At 68.4% G+C, this 15,005-nt stretch carries 13 protein-coding genes and 1 riboswitch; of the genes, 8 read left to right on the top strand and 5 right to left on the bottom strand.

The window, feature by feature from the left end:
• Positions 1-65: 65 nt before the first annotated feature.
• From qcrB to ctaE, 4 genes are all read right to left on the bottom strand, one after another.
• Positions 66-1,697, bottom strand: a complete 1,632-nt coding sequence (qcrB, locus tag CFREN_RS08525; protein WP_209652551.1) for a cytochrome bc1 complex cytochrome b subunit — start codon at positions 1,695-1,697, stop codon at positions 66-68.
• Positions 1,694-2,905 (bottom strand): cytochrome bc1 complex Rieske iron-sulfur subunit, encoded by a 1,212-nt coding sequence (qcrA, locus tag CFREN_RS08520; protein ID WP_070519022.1) that lies wholly within the window; start codon positions 2,903-2,905, stop codon positions 1,694-1,696. The genes qcrB and qcrA overlap by 4 nt, the downstream gene beginning before the upstream one ends.
• A complete protein-coding gene (gene qcrC / locus CFREN_RS08515) occupies positions 2,902-3,717 on the bottom strand; it encodes a cytochrome bc1 complex diheme cytochrome c subunit (protein WP_371327295.1) in 816 nt (271 codons plus the stop codon). The genes qcrA and qcrC overlap by 4 nt, the downstream gene beginning before the upstream one ends.
• Positions 3,718-3,867: 150 nt before the next feature.
• Positions 3,868-4,482, bottom strand: coding sequence for an aa3-type cytochrome oxidase subunit III (gene ctaE / locus CFREN_RS08510; protein WP_141742891.1), 615 nt, complete (start codon positions 4,480-4,482; stop codon positions 3,868-3,870).
• 550 nt (positions 4,483-5,032) lie between these two features.
• Here ctaE and trpD point away from each other — a divergent pair.
• A complete protein-coding gene (gene trpD / locus CFREN_RS08505; RefSeq protein ID WP_209652554.1) occupies positions 5,033-6,085 on the top strand; it encodes an anthranilate phosphoribosyltransferase in 1,053 nt (350 codons plus the stop codon).
• 9 nt (positions 6,086-6,094) lie between these two features.
• Here the strand turns inward: trpD and CFREN_RS08500 are convergent, their stop codons facing one another.
• Positions 6,095-7,720, bottom strand: coding sequence for a DEDD exonuclease domain-containing protein (locus CFREN_RS08500; protein WP_246580212.1), 1,626 nt, complete (start codon positions 7,718-7,720; stop codon positions 6,095-6,097).
• A 495-nt stretch (positions 7,721-8,215) separates the two neighbouring features.
• Positions 8,216-8,371: riboswitch (cyclic di-AMP (ydaO/yuaA leader) on the top strand.
• A gap of 17 nt (positions 8,372-8,388) precedes the next feature.
• Here CFREN_RS08500 and CFREN_RS08495 point away from each other — a divergent pair.
• The 7 genes from CFREN_RS08495 (at position 8,389) to CFREN_RS08465 (ending at position 14,926) form a co-directional block, all read left to right on the top strand.
• A complete protein-coding gene (locus CFREN_RS08495) occupies positions 8,389-8,964 on the top strand; it encodes a C40 family peptidase (RefSeq protein ID WP_209652558.1) in 576 nt (191 codons plus the stop codon).
• Positions 8,965-9,280: 316 nt separating this feature from the next.
• Positions 9,281-10,312: an NlpC/P60 family protein gene (locus CFREN_RS08490; RefSeq protein ID WP_425321484.1), complete on the top strand. Its 1,032-nt coding sequence runs from the start codon at positions 9,281-9,283 to the stop codon at positions 10,310-10,312.
• A 21-nt stretch (positions 10,313-10,333) separates the two neighbouring features.
• The gene (locus CFREN_RS08485) at positions 10,334-11,557 is read left to right on the top strand and encodes a glycosyltransferase family 4 protein (RefSeq protein WP_209652562.1); all 1,224 of its coding nucleotides are present in this window, start codon (positions 10,334-10,336) and stop codon (positions 11,555-11,557) included.
• 11 nt (positions 11,558-11,568) lie between these two features.
• Positions 11,569-12,009 carry an SRPBCC family protein gene (locus CFREN_RS08480; RefSeq protein ID WP_070519030.1) on the top strand — a complete coding sequence of 147 codons (441 nt, stop codon included), beginning with the start codon at positions 11,569-11,571 and terminating at the stop codon, positions 12,007-12,009.
• Positions 12,006-13,100: a hypothetical protein gene (locus tag CFREN_RS08475; protein ID WP_209652564.1), complete on the top strand. Its 1,095-nt coding sequence runs from the start codon at positions 12,006-12,008 to the stop codon at positions 13,098-13,100. Before CFREN_RS08480 ends, CFREN_RS08475 begins: the two co-directional genes overlap by 4 nt.
• 46 nt (positions 13,101-13,146) lie before the next feature.
• Positions 13,147-14,130, top strand: a complete 984-nt coding sequence (locus tag CFREN_RS08470) for an ROK family protein (RefSeq protein ID WP_209652566.1) — start codon at positions 13,147-13,149, stop codon at positions 14,128-14,130.
• 37 nt (positions 14,131-14,167) lie between these two features.
• Positions 14,168-14,926, top strand: a complete 759-nt coding sequence (locus CFREN_RS08465) for a lysophospholipid acyltransferase family protein (RefSeq protein WP_209652568.1) — start codon at positions 14,168-14,170, stop codon at positions 14,924-14,926.
• The last annotated feature ends 79 nt before the right edge of the window (positions 14,927-15,005 follow it).

The raw sequence follows: 15,005 nt of genomic DNA, 5'->3' as shown, positions 1-15,005 counted from the left end.
CCCGCCGGCGAGAATTTCATCTCGCCGCCGGGGCGGTTCGTGGAGCGCAGTTGAGGCGCCGCGCCTTACTTGTCGAGTTCGCGACGCTCTTCGGCGTTGCGGGCCTCGAGGTCGCGCAGCATCTGGGCCTGCTCGCGGTGGTTCTCTTCCTCGATGCGGTTCGCCTCGTCGGCGATGTCCTGCGGGTCGGGGGAGAACCAACCACCGCGGCCGGGGGCACCGGCGGCGCCGAGCTGGTTCATCGTCTTCGGGACGTATGCACCCTGGTACTCGAGCGGGATCGGGTGGCCGTGCTCGTCGACCGGGCCCAGCGGCTGGTGCACCTCGATGAAGGCGCCGGACGGCAGCTGCTCGATGACGCCGGTCTCGATGCCGTGCTCCAGCACCGCCTGGTCGGAACGCTGCAGACCGATGCAGATGCGGTACGTGACGAAGTACGCGATCGGCGGAAGCAGGATCAGACCGATGCGGCCAACCCAGGTCATCGCGTTCAGCGAGATCTGGAAGTGGTAGGCGATCAGGTCGTTACCGCCCGACAGGGTCAGCAGGGTGTAGAAGACCAGGGCCATCGCGCCGATGCCGGAGCGAACCGGCACGTCGCGCGGACGCTGCAGCAGGTTGTGGTGCGCGGTGTCGCCGGTCATCTTCGCCTCGATGAACGGGTAGGCGAACAGCAGCACGACCAGCAGGCCGAGCAGCAGGGCCACCCACACGACGGACGGGATGGTGTAGGAGCCGATGTAGAGCTCCCACGCCGGCATGACTCGGGCCGCGCCGTCAGTCCACAGCATGTAGATGTCGGGCTGCGAACCGGCGGAAACCTGCGACGGGTTGTACGGGCCGATGTTCCAGATGCCGTTGATCTGGAAGGTGCCGGCCAGGAAGGCCAGGAAGCCGACGTTGATCAGGCCGAAGGTCATCGCCTTGACGGCGAAGACCGGCATGATGCGGACACCGACGACGTTGTTCTCGGTGCGGCCGGGGCCGGGGAACTGGGTGTGCTTCTGGTACCAGACCAGCGCCAGGTGCGCGGCGATGAGGCCGAGCAGCAGGGCCGGGAGGATCAGCACGTGGGCGATGTACAGGCGCGGGATGATGATGTCGCCCGGGAAGTCGCCGTTGAACATCATCCAGTGCATCCAGGTGCCGATGACCGGCAGACCGATGACGATGGCCGACATGATTCGCAGGCCGACGCCGGAGAGCAGGTCGTCCGGCAGCGAGTAGCCCATGAAGCCCTCGGCGATGGACAGCAGCAGCAGGATGCAGCCGATGACCCAGTTCGCCTCACGCGGCTTGCGGAACGCGCCGGTGAAGAAGATGCGGAACATGTGCGCCATGATCGAGATGGCGAACAGCAGCGCGGCCCAGTGGTGGACCTGGCGGATGAACAGACCACCGCGGACCTCGAAGGAGATCTGCAGGGCGGTCTCGTAGGCGCGGGACATCTCCACGCCGTTGAGCGGCGCGTAGGCGCCGTCGTAGATGACCTTCGACATCGACGGATCGAAGAAGAGGGTCAGGTAGACGCCGGACAGCAGCAGAACGATGAAGCTGTACAGCGCGATCTCGCCCAGCATGAAGGACCAGTGCGTGGGGAAGACCTTGTTGATCTGGCGACGAAGGCCGGACGACATGGTGTAGCGGTCGTCCATGTTGCGCGCCATCGTGGCGAGGCGGTTATTGGAGTTGCTCATGACTGACGCTCCCAGAAGGCCGGGCCGACGGGCTCAATGAAGTTGCCGTTGGCGTAGAGGTAGCCGTCCTCGTCGACGTCGATGGGCAGCTCAGGCAGGGCGCGGGCGGCGGGGCCGAACACCGGCTTGCCGTACTGCAGGGCATCGAACTGCGACTGGTGGCACGGGCACAGGATTCGGTTGGTCTGGGCCTCGTACAGCGAGGTCGGGCAACCGATGTGGGTGCAGATCTTGGAGTAGGCGAAGTAGTCGCCGTAGTGGAAGTCCTCCTGGCCGGCGCGCAGGGTGGCGCGGGCGGCGTCCTGCGAACGCAGGCGGATGAGCATCACGGCGTTGCGCGAGCCGTGGATCGAGTGCATGTGAGCCTCGTAAACCTCGGCGTCCGGCGAGTACTTGTCACCGTCGTTGACGTCCTCCTCCAGCAGGGGGAAGACGGTCTCCATCGCACCGGCGGACAGGTCCTCGGGGCGCATGCGCACCAGGCGGGACACGCCGGTGAAGGAGAAGCCGTGGCTTCCCTCCTCGGCGATGGCGCCGGTGTCGCGGCCCAGGTAGACCTTCTCGCCCTTCTCGACCAGGGTCCAGCCCGTGGTCCAGAGCGTGCCGTCGCCGGTGATGTCCATCTCGTGGCGGGGCTTCCACGGGTTCTTGATCATGCCGCCCAGCGGCAGGATCATTCCGATGCCGGCGAGAACCGCACCGGTGCCGAGCAGGCCCTTGATGGCGGAGCGGCGACCCAGGGTCGACGTCTCCCAGGAGTCGTTCAGCAGAGCGACGATGGTCTTCTGGTCCGTCTCGGAGGACGGGCCGTCGTGGCGACGCTGGACCGAGATCTCCTCCGGCACGAAGCGCTTGGTGTACTTCACCGCGCCGACGCCCAGGGAGAGGATGGAACCACCGATGGTGATGCCCAGCATCGGGGTGTACAGGGTGTAGATCCACAGACCGTCGTCGCCGTGGCCGCGGTACTCCCACGGCCAGAACAGGTACACGGCGATGAACGCCAGACCAAGGACCACCGCGAGGGCCAGCCAGAAAATGACGCCGGCGGCGGCGCGCTTCTCGGCCGGGTCACCGGCGATGGGGAAGCGCTCCTTGCGGTAGGCGATGGTCACGTCGTCGAGCTCGGTGCCCAGGCGGGCGAGCTCGTCGTTGCTCATCTTCGACAGCTCTTCGGAGCTGTAGTTCTTCTTCACGTTGTCGGTCACTGTCGGGATCCAATCCAGAGTGCGGCCGCCACGAGGGCGACGATGCCGGCAATCCACATGAACAGGCCCTCGGTCACGGGGCCGAGGCCGCCGAGCGGGTAGCCGGACGGGCCGGGGGTCTCCGCCGAGTGCTTGATGTAGGCGATGATGTCCTTCTTCTCGTCAGCGGTGAGCTGGCGATCGGAGAACTTCGGCATGTTCTGCGGGCCGGTGAGCATGGCCTGGTACAGCTCCTGCTCGTTGGCAGGGTCCAGGACCGGGGCGTACTTGCCGCCGGACAGGGCGCCGCCACGACCGGTGAAGTTGTGGCAGGACGCGCAGTTCAGGCGGAAGAGCTCGGAACCGCGGGCGACGTCGAGGGGGTCGATCTCGCCGTTGGGTCCGGCGTTCTTGCCGCGGAGGGAGTCCATGGCGATGTCGCCGTTCTCGTCGCGGACGATGCCGGCGCCACCGCCGTGCGACTGCACGTAGGCGGCGAGGGCGAGGGTCTGCTCCTCGGAGTAGCGGGGGGTCTTGCGGGCGGCCTGCGCCTCGTTGCGGAGCATCGGCATGCGGCCGGAGTGCACCTGGAAGTACACCGCGCCTTCGCCGACGCCGACGAGGGACTTGCCGCGGTCCTTGACGCCCTGGAGGTTGGCGCCGTGGCAGGTGATGCACGCGACGTCGTAGATCTCCTTGCCCTGCTGGATCAGGGCGGCCTCGTCCTGCTGGGCGGTGGCGACCTGAGCGTCGGGGGTCACGGCGTTGGCCAGGAAGCCCGCGCCCGTGAGGGCGAGGGCCAGCGCCATGACACCGGAGGCGGTGCGGCGCATCTTGCGGCGGCCCTTGGCCTTTCGACCGGCCGCCGCGGAGGACGTGCGGTCCTCTGCTGCGGGGTTATGGTTTTCCATCTTTTTCCCTTTGTTGTGCGTGGAAAGTGGATGGCTGTAGTAGGCCGCACCGGGGGTGACGGCCGTTACGGCCTACTGGATGAAGTAGATGGTGATGAACAGGCCGATCCACACGACGTCGACGAAGTGCCAGTAGTAGGACACCACGATGGCTGCCGTCGCCTGGGCCGGGGTGAACTTCGACTTGAAGGTACGGATCAGCACCACGACGAATGCGATCACGCCCGCGAGGACGTGAGCGGCGTGGAAGCCGGTGGTGATGAAGAAGACCGAACCGTAGACGGAGTTCTGGATGGTCAGGCCGTGGCCGACCAGGGTGACGTACTCGTACGCCTGGCCGATCAGGAAGATCGAACCCAGCAGCGTCGAAAGGGCATACCACCTGCGCAGGGCGAACACGTCGCCCCGCTCGGCCGCGAACACGCCCCACTGGGCAGTGAACGAAGACGACACCAGGATCACGGTGATCGTAAGTGCGTACGGGACGTTGAGGTGGCCGGTTCCCCAATCCCACGAATCGCCCTGGCCGTTGGCGCGAGACACGAAGTACATCGCGAACAGCCCGGCGAAGAACATCAATTCCTGAGACAGGAACACGATCGTGCCGACACTGACCATGTTCGGTCGGTTCAGTGTCGCGGCACGACGTGGTGCTGTCATACCTGTGTTTTCAACTGCGCTCGTCACGCTTGACAGTATGGCCTGTTCTTAAGGAAGAGTCACGTTGCAACCCCCGTTTTGGGAAAGTTTTTTGCAAAACCCCAGGTCGCTGTTTTTCGTCCCTGAGAGTTTCACTAATTTTTCCGGTCGTCGGGAACTTCTTGCGTTGCTTTACGACGATGCCGTCTTCCCCCATTCGGGCTCGTTGCCCGAGGCTCCGTGGTCCGCGCCCCCGCGGGGATCCAGGGCCTGTGCGCATCCTGAGGCTTCGATGAGCCGGACGTGCCGATGGGCCCATATTAGCGGATGCGGGCCCGGGGATCGATGCAATGGTGATGCGGGGGCAATCGTGCCCCCGTGGGGCGGAGTCGAGCTGCGGGCCGTACCATTTACCGGACGAGGCCCGCCCCCGATTGGAGGCCGTGGCTCGCATGGGGACGAGGTTCGTCCCCGGTCGAAGGACATGCCCCGCATGAGCATGCCCCGTATAAGTAAGGTACGTTCGCCGACGGGCGGATTCGATCCCCGCCCAGGGGACGATCGGTCCCGTCGCTTCGCGAGGAAGAAGGAGCCACCGATGACCCAGCCGACCACGAGCACGAATCAGGCGAACTGGCGTCAGGTCCTGGGGCTCATCGGGGCCCGCCGTGAGGTGCCGACGGAGGGCGTTCGGTTCGCGATGGATCAGATCATGACGGGGCAGGCCGTCGACGCGCAGGTTGCGGCTTTCGCTTTCGGCATCTTCGCCAAGGGCATCACGGCCGCCGAGCTCGACGCCGCCGCCACCGCCATGCTGTCGCACGCGGCCGACGCCTGCATCCCGGATGCTTCGGGTGCCGTGGACATCGTCGGCACCGGCGGAGACGGAGCCCACACGGTCAACATTTCGACGATGTCGTCGGTCATCGTCGCGGCGTCGGGCATTCCGGTGCTCAAGCACGGCAACCGCGCCGCGTCGTCGAAGTCGGGTGGCGCGGACATGCTCGAGGCGTTGGGCGTCGACATCGCCGACGGCAACGTGGCGTCGCCGGAACACCCGGACTTCACTCTCCGTTTCCTCTTCGCCGCGACGTACCACCCGGCGATGAGGTACGCGGGCCCGGTCCGCTCCCAGCTCGCGGTGCCCACCCTTTTCAATCTCCTCGGTCCGCTGACCAACCCGGCGCAGCCGTCGTGCAGCCTGATCGGGTGCGCCTTCGAGAATCAGATGGAGACGATGGCCGGCGCCTTCGCCCGTCGCGGTCAGCGCGTCCTCGTCGTCCGCGGTTCGGACGGCCTCGACGAGATCACCGTCACTGGCCCCACCCGCGTGTTCGTGGTGGACGACGGCAAGGTCGTCGAGGACGTCATCGACCCGCGTGACTACGGCATGGATTACGCTCCGGCGGATTCCCTGCGCGGCGGCGACCCGGCCTACAACGCGGAGGTCGCCCGGAAGGTGTGGAACGGGGAGTTGCGGGGACCGATCCGCGATGCCGTGCTGCTCAACTCGGCCGGCGCGATCGTCGCGGCCCGGGGGCTCGAGGGCGGTGACCTGAAGTCCGCGATGGCGCGCGCCCTCGAGACTGCGCGCGAGACCCTCGACTCGGGTCGGTGCGCCGAGGTCATCGCCGCGGTCACCGGGCGCTGATCGGCGCGATCAGCTCTTCCGGGCCTCGACGGCGGCCGTCGCCCACTGTCGCCATCGGCCCACGCCCCGCGCCGGTGACACCCAGGGGGCGTCGTTGGGTCCGATGCGCACGTCGTCGCGAAGCAACCAATTGTGCACGACCCGCAGTTCATGCGGATTGGCGCCGAGGAAGGGGCCGTCGCCGGGGATGACGGTCTCGGCCGATTCGGCCAACAGGGCGGCGATGTGCGCGGCATTCGCGCCACGGGGCGATCGGCCCGCCGCCGCGAGACGTCCATGCCGGACGACGGCGAGATTCCAGCCGCCGCGACCGTCGGGAAATGCCGCCTGCAGCTGGGGGACGGCGGCGAGTGCGCCGAGCTTCTGTTGCGCGTCGAGGGCGATGATCAGATCCGCGGTGATGTCCCGCAGAAACGCCGCCCTGCGGTAGCGCCCGGCGTCGGCGGCCGCGGTGACATCGTCGACGAGACGCTCGATGAGGTCGCCGCCGCCCGCCCGGAGCTCGTCGGCGACGACGGGGAAGGAACCGGCGTCGAGTTTCAACGCCTCCTTCGCGGCCTGCGCGGCATTGCGCGTGCGGAACGGGCCGATGGCGTCATCGTGCGCGGCGACGCGCGACACTTTCGGGCCCGCTTTCGCGGTCGGGGGATTGAGGTACCAGCCGCGCCCCGGTTCCTTGCGCTGTCTGTTATAAGGGGGACGCGTCGCGGCGAGCATCCGGGCCTCGCGCACCTCCGCCTCCATTCCATGCGCGCACTCGGCGAGGTCGACCGACTCGGCGAGCATCACCATTTCCCTCATCCGGCGACGGGGGTCGGCGCCGGTGAAGTACTGGAGAAGCCTACGGCGGAGATCGACCGCCGTTCCTATATATAAGGGATCGCCCGCGGAACCCCGGAAAACGTAGACGCCCGGCGCATGCGGCGCGTCGGCGATGAGCGCCTTCTTCTCCCTGAGGGCCGGATCGACGTCCGGCGAAAAGTGTTCGAGCTCGCCGACGGTGTCGACGGAATGGCCTGCCAAGCGTTCGATGAGGTGATGAAGGACGGTGACCGTCGCCGCCGCATCGTCGAGTGCCCGGTGGTTCGGCGTGACTTCGGCCCCGACGTACCGGGCCAGATCGCCGAGCCGGAAGCTTCCGGTGCGATTCCGGTCGAGCAGCCGACGGGCCAACTGCAGCGTGTCCACGACGGTCGGTGCGGGCCACGGCAACCCCAATTGGCGGCAGGACGCCCGGAGGAACCCGATGTCGAAGGGTGCGTTGTGGGCGACCCATACTGCGCCGCGGGCGAAATCGAGGAAGCGGGGGAGCGCCGAACCCAACTGGGGTGCGCCGTCGAGATCCGAATCCGTGATGCCCGTGAGATCCGAGATGAAGGAAGGCAGGGGCATTCCGGGATCGATCAGTTCGCTGAAACGGCCTTCCTCGACTCCGCCGCGCACCCGCACCGCGCCGATTTCGATGATGTGGTCGTCACCGGGCCGCATGCCCGTGGTCTCCAAGTCGACGACGACGAAGGTCGTGTCACCCAAACCCAGGTCGTCGGGAATGCGCCCTTCGCCGGAGTCGCCCCCGTCGCCGCTGCCGTGGGCGGCGTCGGCGAAGGATAGCTGGGCGGGATCGGAATCGGTCACCCGGTCGATTGTAGGTGGGGGTGCGGATCGCTCCGGCGGAGACTGCTCCGCATGCTGCGGGGCCATGGGCTTTCCTCATGGTGGCTCCGCGAGCTGCGCCGCCGTGGGCTCTCCGCATGGTGGCTGCGCATGCTGCAGGTCGTGGTCACGACGCTGTGGCGCGTGTGAAAGTTGTGCCCTCGTCAACGGTGGAACTCTAAAAAGTGATGCAATTCACATTGTTATGAGTTCGGTGGCGTCGTTGTCGATCGTTGGCCTGTGACGCAATGCCGACATTTTCATAAACGGTGCTGGTCATTGGCAGTTTATCGTCGCGTGACGCTTTTGGTGTCCGTTCGCCAAAGTTTCATAACGGGTGCATAACGGAACGGGGTGCAACTCGGTAACGAAGTGATTTCGGCGGAGTTTTCGCGTGGCGGCTGGACAAGATCCGTTCCCGTTTCGTAATCTTGCCGAGACATTGAAGCGGGGCCCTCACAGAGGTGCCGCTCATGGCAGGAAACCAAGCCTAATCGGCGCCCGCGAGGACGCCGAGCCGGGGACCCACTCCATCCCGGGGTGAATCCCACCGGCGCGAGTCGGAGGGTAGGGAGAGCTTCCTTTGCTCCCGAACCCGTCAGCTAACCCGGTCGGCATGAAACTGGAAGAGATCACGGAGTTTTTTCAACATGGGTAAGCACCACCGCCGTTCCAACTTCGCCCGCAACGCCGCCGCCTTCGGCGCCACCGTCGCCGGCATCACCGCTCTGACCGCTCCGACCGCCGCCGCCGCGCCGGTCGCCATCCCGGGCGTCGGCTCCCTCGACATCGCGGGCGCCCAGGACGTCACCGGCCTCATCGACGCCATCCCGGGTGCCGGCGAGATCGCCGGCCGTTCCGTCGCGGCCGCCCCGGCCGTCTCCACCGGTCAGAAGATCGTCGACGCCGCTCGCTCCCAGATCGGTACCCCGTACGTGTGGGGCGGCGCCCAGCCGGGTGGCTTCGACTGCTCCGGCCTGACCTCCTGGGCTTACCAGCAGGTCGGCAAGTCCATCCCGCGCACCTCGCAGGCCCAGGCCAATGGCGGCCAGTCGGTCGGCATGGGCGGCAAGCAGCTCGGCGACATCATCGTCTTCTACCCGGGTGCCACCCACGTCGGCATCTTCTCCGGCGGCAACAACGTCATCCACGCCCCGCAGACCGGTGACGTCGTCAAGGAGGCCAGCATCGACTACATGCCGGTCCACTCCGTCGTCCGCTTCTAACGGCGACGCCATCCTGCCGTGATCGGCGGGGCCACGGGATTCGTCCCGGGCCCCGCCTCACGGCTTTTCGGGGTTTTCATCGGGGTCGACGAAAGCGCCCGATGGTCACTCCCGCCACAGATGGCATCGCCCGTCACGCGGTGGGTGGAGTGTTCTCGGAATCACGCCGAAGTGATTCGACCGGCCTTCAAACCGTTGTTAAAGTTCACTGCAGAATGCCCGCCCGACCAGGGCATGTATTGCGATGCTGCGCCGAACGTCGCCAGTCGACCGCCCCGCGCGCCGGCATCCCGTTTTCGAAAGGCCCTCCCGCATCGTGTGCCACCGCAGGAATCATCTCCGCAACGTGATCGCCTCCACCGCCGTGGTGGCGTTTCTCGCCGCGTCCGCGGCGATCGTGCCCTCCGCCGTCGCCCAGGAACTCACGGCAGACGGCATCATCGCCGAGCTGGAGGAGCTGGCCCGCGAGACCGAGGAAAACTCCCAGGACGTGCTGCGTCTCGACGGTGACGTCGTCAAGCAGGAGGAACTGGTCCGGCAGCTGGAGGGCGACGTGGAGACGGCGACCCGCGTCGCGGAAGCCGCCCGCGGCGAGCTGGACAAGCACCGCGGCGACATTTCCGATTTCGCGCGGCAGCGCATGCGCGGTGACGTCGTCGACCCGATCACGGCGGTCATCGGCTCCAGCGATGCCCAGGACGCCCTGGACCGGTCGTCCTACGTCAACCGCATGTCCCGCGAAAGGGAGGCGACGCTGGCGGAGGTGTCGAGGCACCAGCGAGAGGCCGCCGACGGTTTCGCACGTGCCGCGGCGTCCCGGGCCCTGGCCGGCGTGGAGCTCAGCTCCCTGGAGCACCAGCGCGGCGAGCTGGAGAAGAAGTCCGGCGAGCTGGAGCGTCGGGCGCAGGAGGTCCGTTCGCGCGTCGACTCGCTGTCGCCCGAGGAGCTCGCGGCGTGGCGCGCCAAGGACAACCCGATCGTCGACGGCCTGGCCTCGCTGCTCGGCTCGTCCGGCGCGGTTGACGCGGCCATGACCAAGGTCGGGTCCCCGTACTCGTGGGGTGCGGCCGGCCCGGACGCGTTCGACTGCTCCGGCCTGATGTACTGGGCGTATCAGCAGCTGGGCAAGTCCATTCCGCGCACGTCGCAGGCGCAGTTGGCCGGCGGCACCCCGGTGAGCCGCGACCAGCTGCAGCCGGGTGACCTCATCGGCTTCTACGAGGGCATCACGCACGTGGGCATGTACGTGGGCGACGGCATGATCATCCACGCGTCGACCTACGGCGTGCCGGTGCAGGTCGTCCCGATCGAACAGGGCGGCCCCTACATGGGCGCCGTTCGCTACTGACCCGCGGGCGGTCCGCAGCCGATGACGGTTCCGGGACAGGACGACGGGGTGTTGCGCGACGACGACCCGCGTGACGACGACCCGCGTGGCGATCATGGTCGCGTCCTGTTGATCACCAACGATTTTCCGCCTCGCCAGGGCGGCATCGAGTCGTATCTGCGGGATTTCTGCGGCACGCTTGATCCGGAGTCGTTGACGGTGTTGGCGTCGACGCGGATCCCGGGGGCGGAGACCCGTGACCATGATGCGGTGCTGCCGTATCGGGTCCACCGCCTGAGGGATCGGGTTTTGCTGCCGTTGCCGCATGTGGCGCGGGCGGCGGCGCGGATCATCGCCGAGGAGGACATCGACGTCGTGTGGTTCGGCGCGGCCGCCCCGATGGGCCTGTTGGCGCGGGCGTGCCGACGGGCGGGGGCGCGGCGGATCATTTCCACGACGCACGGCCACGAGGTCGGCTGGTCCATGTTGCCGGTGTCGCGGCGCGCGCTGCGGATCATCGGCGACGGTTCCGACGTGGTGACGTACATCTCCGGGTACACGCGCAATCGGTTTGCGGCCGCCTTCGGTCCGCGCACGGCGTTCGAGCGGCTGCCCTCCGGCGTCGACGTCGAGCGTTTCCGCCCCGACCCGGACGCCGGCGCCCGCATTCGCGCCCGTCACGGCATCGCCGCCGATCAGCCGCTGATCGTGTGCATTTCCCGGCTGGTGGCGCGCAAGGGGCAGGATTCGCTCATCGCGGCCATGCCCGCCGTCGTCAGGGCGCTTCCCGACGCCCGCCTGATGATCGTCGGGGCCGGACCCTACGAGGTGACGCTGCGATCCCGGGCGGCGGCGTCGGGAGTCGCCGACCACATCATCTTCACCGGTTCGGTGCCTTTCGACGAGTTGCCGGACCACTACAACGCCGCGACCGTCTTCGCCATGCCCGCCCGCACCCGGGGCGGGGGACTCGACGTGGAGGGCCTGGGCATCGTCTACCTGGAGGCGCAGGCCTGCGGGGTGCCGGTCATTGCGGGTGAGTCGGGCGGGGCGCCGGAGACGGTCGTCGACGGCGTCACCGGCGTCGTCGTCGACGGTCGCGACATCGCGGCCCTGGCGCGGGCGATCACGGCGATCTGCGCGAAGCCCGAACGGGCCCGGCAGATGGGTGAGGAAGGACGCCGGCACGTCGTCACGCACTGGACCTGGGAGGTCATGGGTGCCCGCCTGCGCAGGATCCTCGCAGGAGACGCGCGCCGCGGGTAATCTCGGAGGGCATGAGCGACCGAACGCAGGGACAGATCCTGATCAACGCCCCTCGGGAGCGGATCCTCGACGTCGTCGGCGACGTGACCGCCTACCCGCAGTGGGCCACCGGCACCACCGCTGCGGAGGTCACCGAGGAAGGCGACCGTCCGCTGCGCCCCAAGCGCGCCAAGTTCACGCTGGAGACCGTGCTCAAGGACGTCTTCGAGCTGGAATACGACTGGGCGGACGACGGCGTGCGGTGGACGCTGCTGTCGTCGCAGCTGCAGAAGTCGCAGTCGGGAAGCTACACGCTGTCCGACGCCGACGGCGGGGCGGTGAAGGTGGTGTACGAGCTGGAGATCGTCACCGCCGTGCCGATGCTGGGCATGCTGCGTCGCAAGGCCGAGCACCGCATCATCGACACGGCACTGAAGTCGCTGAAGCGCCGCGTGGAGGGCCTGTCTGAGTGACCCCCGAACCCGCGCCGGGCGGTGACGCCGCCACCGGGCACCCGACGATGCCCTCCCTTTCGGAGGCGCCGCGCCACCCGGTGTACCTCGTGCCGGGGCCCCCGGGCGACCGGACCCCGGAGGATTTCCTGCCCGCGGATCTGACGTGGGCGGAGACGGGGCCGGACCCGATGGCGGAGGCGATCGGGCTGCTGCGGGAGATGGACGCCGACCCGTCGGCGTTGGACGCGCTGACCGGCTTCGCGGGTCTGGAGCGGCTGTTGGTGTGGGCGAAGGCCCAGGCGACGGCGGAGGGCGCGCCGGCCGGAGTGCGCATCGGAGAGACCGCGGACCGGCAATTGTCGTGGTTGCGCAGGCTGCAGGGCCCGGCGCAGTTGTCGGACATGCTCGATTTGATCAGCCCCCGCGTCGACCGGCATCGGTCAATGCCGGCGGTGTTCGGGGACCGGGCGCGGCGGGCGCGTCTGCTGGAGGCGTTGTGGACGTGGGGCCGGTCGTGGCAGCGCGTCGTCGATGGCGGCGGCGTTCGGCTGCGAGCCTCCGGTCCGGTTGATCCGACGGTGGCATCCGTGGCGGCGTGGCTGGGGGTCGTGGTGGAGGCGGGGACCGGTGACGCCGGTGCCGCCGGGGCCTCGGTTGCCGGAGCGGATGGGGCGGACGCGGCGGCGGAGTCCGTGCGGCGGCCGCGCCTGACGCTGGCGGATCTGGGCGTCGGCGGCGATGGCGCGCCGTTGTTTCGGCTGCGCGTCCGCGCGCCCCTGCATTTGGCGTTTCCGGAATTCGCCGGCTCGAGCGGCGGAACCGGCTCGGGCGGTGAGGCGGGTGAGGGGGAGGACGCGGATCGTCGTCAAGCTTTCCTGCTTGACGACGGCGCCGATCCGGCCGCATTTGCCGAACCCACCGTGGACGTCGACGCGTCGCCGAGGGGCATGGCCGTGCAGGTCGCCGGGATCCTCAGGAGGTTCGACGCGCCCGCGATCCTGTCCCGTTGCGTCATGGAGAAGGTGCGCGTGACGCCGCCGGATACGTGGGTCGACGGTTGGGGGGATATTCTTGTCTGGTTCCGCGCGGATCCCGCGCAAATGCCGTGAGCGGCTGAACCACCCGACCCGCAACCCCACCCACCAGGAGCCCCACGTGACGACGCCCACCACCGCGCCCGCCGGGCCCACCATCGGCTTCGACATCGGCGGCACGAACCTGCGCGCGGCCGTGGTGTCCGCGGACGGCGTCGTCATCGACCGCATGCGGCGATCGTCGGACGGCACCGCGACGGACCTGGAGGACGGCATCGTCGAGATGACCGGCGCGCTGCTCGACGATCACCCCGATGTGGTGGCCGTGGGGCTCGCGGTGGCGGGATTCCTCGACTCGGGCCGGCGCGTGGTCCGCTTCGCGCCGCACCTGCCGTGGCGCGACGCCGACGTGGCCGCCCGGGTGGGGAGACGGCTGCCGTTGCCGGTGACCCTCGAACACGACGCCAATTCCGCGGCCTGGGGCGAGTACCGCTTCGGCGCGGCCCGCGGCGCCCGCGATTGGGTGCTGTTCGCCCTGGGCACGGGCATCGGCGGTGCGATGATGAGCGGCGGGGAGATCTACCGCGGCGCGTTCGGCACCGCCCCCGAGTTCGGTCACCTCACCGTCGTCCCCGGCGGCCGGCCGTGCTCGTGCGGCAAGCGCGGATGCCTGGAACGGTATTGCTCCGGCACGGCGCTGGCCGCCACCGCCCGCGAGCTGGCCACGACGCGACGATTCGCCGGGCCGTTGGCCGCCGCGTGCATCGACGGCACGGCCACCGGGGCCGACGTCATGCTCGCCGCCCAAACCGGCGATCCGCTCGCCGTCGCCGCCGTGGGGGACTTCGCCGACTGGGTCGGCCGTGCGCTGGCGCTGGTCGCCGACGTTTTCGACCCGGAGCTCATCGTCATCGGCGGTGGCGTCGCCCAGGCCGCCGATCAGTACCTCGAGCGGGCCCGCGCGGTCTTCGGCACCGAAGTCACCGGTGCCGGACACCGGCCCACCGCCTGCATCGAGGTGGCCCGGTTGGGTGCCGACGCGGGCATGATCGGCGTGGCGGATCTGGCGAGGCGGACACCCGGTCACCTGGGAAAAACGCCCTGAACTGGTCAAACGTGAAAGGGCCTGTATATTAGATCGGGTGAATAATCCCTGGTACAAGTTCTTCAAGTACGTGCTCATGGGCCCGTTCCTCCGGGTGTGGAACCGCCCGACGTACAAGGGCGGCGAGAAGATCCCCGACGAGGGGCCCGCGATCATGGCCTCCAATCACCTGGCGGTCATGGATTCCTTCTTCTTCCCGCTGGTCGCACGCCGTCAGATGACGTTCCTGGCGAAGATGGAGTACTTCACCACGCCCGGCCTGGTGGGGCGGATCCAGAAATTTTTCTTCGCCAACACCGGCCAGGTGCCCATCGACCGCAAGTCCGGCGACGCCGCGCAGGACGCCCTCGATGCGGCCGTGAAGGTCCTCGATCGCGGTGACGTGCTGGGCATGTACCCGGAGGGCACTCGTTCGCCCGACGGTCGCCTGTACCGGGGCAAGACCGGCCTGGCCCGCGTGGCGCTGCAGACCGGGGTGAAGGTGTACCCGGTGGCGATGATCGGCACCAACAAGGCCAACCCCATCGGCACGTGGGTGCCCCGCCCGAAGAAGGTCGGCGTCGTCATCGGCGATCCGCTGGACCCGGCCGATTACGGCGATCGCGGCGACGAGTACGCCTGCGCCCGCGCCCTCACCGACGATTTGATGAAGGCCCTGCATTCGCTGTCCGGTCAGGCCTACGTCGACGCCTACGCCGCCGACGTCAAGGACTCGCTGTCGCGTGGCGACGGCTACCCGGAGGGCACCGAGCCGGGTGGACCCCTGGAGACCCCCGCCGTTCCCGCGGCGCTGTAAACGACGAACGGCGACTCTTCGCGGGCGGCGACCCCTCGGACGGTGGACCCGCGAACGGCGGGTCCCCGCCGGAGAACCA

Origin of the sequence: Corynebacterium freneyi (assembly GCF_030408835.1) — a bacterium.
Classification (GTDB): domain Bacteria; phylum Actinomycetota; class Actinomycetes; order Mycobacteriales; family Mycobacteriaceae; genus Corynebacterium; species Corynebacterium freneyi.
The sequence above is the reverse complement of the archived record's forward strand: the minus strand, read 5'-3'. Positions and strand labels throughout refer to the sequence as shown.

What these genes read in the sequence shown, in the direction of transcription:
- CFREN_RS08495 (WP_209652558.1), top strand. Translation starts at nt 8,389, where the DNA reads ATGGGTAAGCACCACCGCCGTTCCAACTTCGCCCGCAACGCCGCCGCC.
- qcrC (WP_371327295.1), bottom strand. Translation starts at nt 3,717, where the DNA reads ATGCGCCGCACCGCCTCCGGTGTCATGGCGCTGGCCCTCGCCCTCACG.
- trpD (WP_209652554.1), top strand. Translation starts at nt 5,033, where the DNA reads ATGACCCAGCCGACCACGAGCACGAATCAGGCGAACTGGCGTCAGGTC.
- qcrB (WP_209652551.1), bottom strand. Translation starts at nt 1,697, where the DNA reads ATGAGCAACTCCAATAACCGCCTCGCCACGATGGCGCGCAACATGGAC.
- CFREN_RS08485 (WP_209652562.1), top strand. Translation starts at nt 10,334, where the DNA reads ATGACGGTTCCGGGACAGGACGACGGGGTGTTGCGCGACGACGACCCG.
- CFREN_RS08480 (WP_070519030.1), top strand. Translation starts at nt 11,569, where the DNA reads ATGAGCGACCGAACGCAGGGACAGATCCTGATCAACGCCCCTCGGGAG.